At 53.4% G+C, this 5,061-nt stretch carries 4 protein-coding genes; 1 reads left to right on the plus strand and 3 read right to left on the minus strand.

What is annotated here, in order from left to right; genetic code table 11:
* Positions 1-196: hypothetical protein (locus VMT62_17415; protein ID HVN98208.1), on the plus strand; the 196-nt coding region annotated here is incomplete at its 5' end.
* A 294-nt stretch (positions 197-490) separates the two neighbouring features.
* Here the strand turns inward: VMT62_17415 and VMT62_17420 are convergent.
* The 3 genes from VMT62_17420 to VMT62_17430 all read right to left on the minus strand — a co-directional run.
* The gene (locus VMT62_17420) at positions 491-2,965 is read right to left on the minus strand and encodes a CoA transferase (protein ID HVN98209.1); all 2,475 of its coding nucleotides are present in this window, start codon (positions 2,963-2,965) and stop codon (positions 491-493) included.
* A gap of 86 nt (positions 2,966-3,051) precedes the next feature.
* Entirely contained in the window at positions 3,052-3,828 is a 777-nt protein-coding gene (locus VMT62_17425; protein ID HVN98210.1) for a glucose 1-dehydrogenase, read from the minus strand.
* 67 nt (positions 3,829-3,895) lie between these two features.
* The coding region (locus tag VMT62_17430; protein HVN98211.1) for a tripartite tricarboxylate transporter permease at positions 3,896-5,061 on the minus strand (1,166 nt) is incomplete at its 5' end.

The raw sequence follows: 5,061 nt of genomic DNA on the forward strand, positions 1-5,061 counted from the left end.
CTCGATCGTTGCAGGCGGCTTCGTGGGCGCGGGAATGACGTACAACATAACAAAAGAATTTTTTCTTGGTTTGGAGGGTAAGTATCTTTGGACAACCAAAGCGAGTTTGAGCGGATCATGGATGGGAATCCCCGTCGATACCGGCTTCAGGATCGAAGGTTTGCATGCTACCTTAAACATAGGCTATCGCTTCTGACCAAAACGTCCGACACAACAGGGCACAGGATCGGTTCGGCAAAAGGCAAGCTTTGGCTTGCGTAGCAGACGCACCGAATCCCCTGCCCTGTCAGCCCCCGGCTGAAAAGACTTTGACGGGCCCTCATGGGAAGTCCGCTTATAGGTCGCCGCCACTCAAGAACCTAAACAAAAGAGAAGGACTATCCTGCACGGTTGGCATCTACGATATTGCCATTATAAGTATTTCGCCAGGGCAGTCTCCATCCGGCTGACCTTCTCATTGGTCGAAATGCACCACAACTTTACATGCCCATCAGGTAAAAACACCCTCAGCAAAGAGTGTGAGAAACTCGTCATCTCGCATCTTCAGAAACCTGGTACACACATATTCGGTATGCTCTCCGAGACGCGGGGCGGGACGCGCTATTCTGTACGGCGTCCTGGAAAGCTTATAGCCGCTGCCGAACACGTTCATCACCCCTATTTCCGGGTGCTCTAATTTCCAGAAGAAGTGGCGATGCTTAAGCTGAGGACAGTTCTCGATAATCTCTCCCGCGTTTCGAACTACGCCTGCCGCCACCCTCCCCCGTTGCAAAAGTTCCATCACTTCTTCGGCCGTGTGTTCAAGCGTCCATTGTTCTACGAGGTGGTCGAGTTCTGCTTCGTTCTCTTTTCGCGCCGGCAAACTGGCGAACTCTTCTCGTTCAGTCCACTGAGGGTTGCCGATGACTCCACAAAAGGACTTCCATTCCGGATCTGTGAATACGGCCACAGCACACCAGTTGTCATCGCCTCTACAACGATACACTCCGTGAGGGGCCGCGTAAGGGGATTTGTTGCCGTTGCGTGTTTGTATCATGCCATTAGCAATATAGCCAAGGACAGCCGGTGAGAGAAAGTGAAGGGACGCTTCAAGTTGTGAAAGGTCTATATACTGCCCTTCCCCAGTTCTCCTGCGGTAGTCCAGGGCCGCGAGTAGCGCAACCACACCGAAGTGAGGAGCAATCATATCGGTATATGGACCGACCGTGACAGGCCACCTGTCGGGCCACCCGGCGAGTGCCGTAAAACCGGAATAACCGGCCAGATGAGGCCCGTAACCTGCCATGGAACGATAGGGGCCTGTCTGTCCCTGAGAGGTAAGGCTCATCATGACAATGGAAGGATTAATAGCCCTCACCGCTTCGTAACTTAAGCCGAAACCTTCCATCACCCCGGGCCTAAAGTTTTCTATGATAGCGTCGGCAGATTGAATAAGCCTCCTCGTAACTTCCCGGGCACGCGGGTGCTTGAGATTGATAGTTATATCGTATTTGTCACTATTCGCTGCGGCAAAGCGATAGCTTCTCTCCATTCCGGGCTCATTATCTTTGAATGGAGACCGGAGTCGAGTACCGTCCGGTCTCTTTGTGCTTTCCACGAGAACAACCGTGGCGCCGTTCGTGGCCAGACTCTTGGTGAGGAGAGGGCCAACCCCTTCGGTCACGAAAGCCACAACTTTCAGTCCATTGAGTGCCCCTACGCCGGTTTCCCATGCGCTCTTGTGCCCCGGGGTGCCGTTTCCCTGTCGCGCCGACCTGTTGTCAGCAGAATGCACGGATAAACTACCAAGAATCTCATGATTATCTTCCCCAATGAGTGGCGCTCGGCGCCATGTATGGATAGGCGTCTTTGAGAATTCCGCAAACGCACCCGGATAGTCGAGCGTGTCTTGCAATTCATCATGATGGATCTGCGTCCAGAATTGGCGTTCTTGAAGCTGCATATTGTTCAGGATATCGGCTATGGTGGACACGGGGTAAACGATGATGTCCCTCTTTCGCCCTTGCTCCTCAATCTCCTCTTTCATGTGAGTTAGGAAGAACTTGCCGATTGCGTCAATGATAGAGTCGATTTCAGCCCGGCTTGACTTCATCCAGTCCCACGCCGCCCAGTCTTTCTCTTTCATGAATGACGGCGCCATCCCTTCGCTCGCCATCCATTCTGTCAATTTGGGATTAGACCGGGCGCCGATGATTCCAGCCTGTAGCGTAAAGACGACCCAGCCATTCTTGCATTCCCAGAGTTGCGGGCTTTCTCGCCCGGCAAATGCGGTCGAGGTGCCAAGTCTTTTCACCTCCGTCTTAGATGCATCCCAGGTGGGCAGGGACCAGTTCGTAGACCATATAGCACTTTCCATGGCCGACACATCTACATGTTGTCCTTCACCGGTAAGACCCCGGTGATGATGGGCGATCATCGCCGCCTCCGCGGCTTCCACGCAGGCATGCATATATACCTGCGGAAGGGTAATCCGGACAGGCGCGCGATCGGCATCCCCCATCTGACTAAGCATCAATCCCAAGGCCTGCACCACGAGGTCCGAGCCTTTGTAGTTCGAGTAAGGACCGGTCTGACCAAAATCCGTGATCGAGGTCATGATAAGCCCGGGATTAATCAAAGCCAGATGCGGGTAATCAAGGCCAAGGCTCGCCATATAGCCGGGCGGAAACGACTCTAAGACAAAATCCGTACCTTCGACGAGATTTCTAAATAAATCCTTTCCTTCAGTAGTTTCAAGATCAAGGGTGATGCCCCGTTTGTTGGCATTGTACGCGAACCAGTAGAGACTCTTCTCCGGATCAGATAGGCCATGATAGAACGGCGGCTTGTTGCGGCATGGATCACCGCCAGGCGGTTCTATCTTTATCGTGTCCACTCCCAGATCGGCCAGGATCTTGCCGCAGAAGAAGCCCTTGCCATCTGTTAAATCAAGTGCTCTGTATCCCTGCAGGATTTCACTTGCCATTCTTATCGCATCGCCCCCTCTTCATCTTTACGAACGCCTGGTTATGCAACCTGATGCATATTACTTCAACGCTGAGATCACCATGGCTACGCCAGAACACCACCGTCTATGGGTAAGCCGACCCCGGTGATGTAGGACGCGTCATCTGACACGAGAAACAATGCCACGGCGGCGATTTCTTCTGCACTCCCCAGCCTTCCCATCGGTATATGGGCAGTCCGTGAGAAAAGGCTCATATCGTAATCCCTGTCTGCTGATGCCAGAATAGAAGTGTCGACTGAACCCGGGCAAATGCAGTTCACCCGTATATGGTCGTGAGCGAGAACCCGGGCGAGAAACCTTGTCAGAAGGAGCAAACCGCCCTTGGCCGCGGTATATGCGGGGCTCATCTTTTCGAGATTGTAAAGGGGGCTCTTTCCTCCGCCCGCACTCAAAGATCCTATGGACCCCGTGTTTAATATGTTGCCACCGCCCTGTTTTCTCATGATGGGAATGGCAAGCTTGCTGGCAAGAAACGGTCCGGTAAGCATGACGTCAATTCCCCTACGCCATTCTTCTTCGGTGATCTCGTCCAAGGGTTTGGAGATAAAACCCGCATTGTTGAACAGAATATCGAGCCTGCCGTAACGGTTCTCTGCTAAGCTCATCATAGAAGCAATCTCCGCCGAGGATGCGACGTCAGCCTGAGCAAAAATTGCTTCTCCTCCTCGCTCTCTTATTATACGAACAACCTCTTCCGCCGGTTCACTTGCAATATCTGCTACTATCACACGTGCTCCTTCACCGGCAAAGAGAAGTGCGCTCGCTCTCCCAATCCCTGATCCGGCGCCTGTAATGAGTGCAACTTTGTTCTTCAACTTCAATAGATCGGACCTCTTACTTCATACATACCACCTATTGCTCGATCGCGACCAGAGCCTTGCTGTTCATTCATTCGTTCTCACCCATGGGCACTTTCTTCTTTGTCATCAAGGGAACGAGCGAAACTAAGACGGCAATGACAATAAAGGCAAGGGCAACAGGCCGGGCAAAGAAGATCGTCAGACCTCCCGACGCCACGGACTGCCTGACCGAAAGCTCCAGCATGGGTCCTAACACAAACCCCAGGGCAAGCGGAGCAATGGGCCAACGGGCTTTCTTCATGAAGTAACCAAGCACGCCGGCGCCGATGGCGATCCAGACATCCATCATGGTGCTGCGTCCCGAGTAGGCGCCGACAACACAGAGGCCAAAGATGGCAGGGGCAAGATACTTATAAGGGATTGTGCTAATGCGGGCCCACAGACCAACGAGCGGCAGATTCAGGACGAGCAGCATAACATTGCCTATATACATACTCGCTATCACCGTCCAGACGAACTGCTTCTGTTGCACAAAGAGGAGTGGTCCAGGCTGCAAGCCGTGGATCATGAGCGTAGCAAGGATGATCGCCATGGACGGACCGACAGGGATGCCAAGCGAAAGGAGAGGAATGAAATTCGTCTGCGCAACCGCGTTGTTCGAGGCCTCCACGCTCGCAACACCCTCGATGGCCCCATGCCCGAATCTTTCCGGTGTTTTGGAGATCTTCTTTTCTATGTCATAGGCGAGAAACGTCACCATTACGCCGCTCACACCCGGGAAGAAACCAAGCGGCAGGCCAAGAAGGGTGCCCCTGAGAGACGCCCATAGACCGCGAGCCAGTTCCTTGCCTCGTGGCATCATCTTTCCTAAGGTCCCCTCGTATATCTTGCCGATCCCTTCTTCTGCACCGGAGAGCATTTCCGCAATTCCGAAAAGACCCACAATGATAGGGGCTATTTCCAGACCCCTGGAGAGGCCTGTGGAGCCGAAGGTAAACCGGTTTGTAGCAGACATTGGATCGGTACCCACGGACGCGAGAACAAGACCCCCTATTCCGGCGATAAATCCCTTGATGATCGACCCTCCTGACAGACTTACCAGGGTAGTAAGGGCAAAGAAGAGCAGGCCCGCATTTTCGGCCGGGCCGAATTTAAGTGCGTATTTGGCTATACCGGGACCTACGAGCGAGACCACGACACATCCCAGCGTGCCGGCAATGAAAGAGCCCACAGCGGCTATCCACAGGGCTTCTC

The organism is Syntrophorhabdaceae bacterium (assembly GCA_035541755.1).
Taxonomy (GTDB): domain Bacteria; phylum Desulfobacterota; class Syntrophorhabdia; order Syntrophorhabdales; family Syntrophorhabdaceae; genus PNOF01.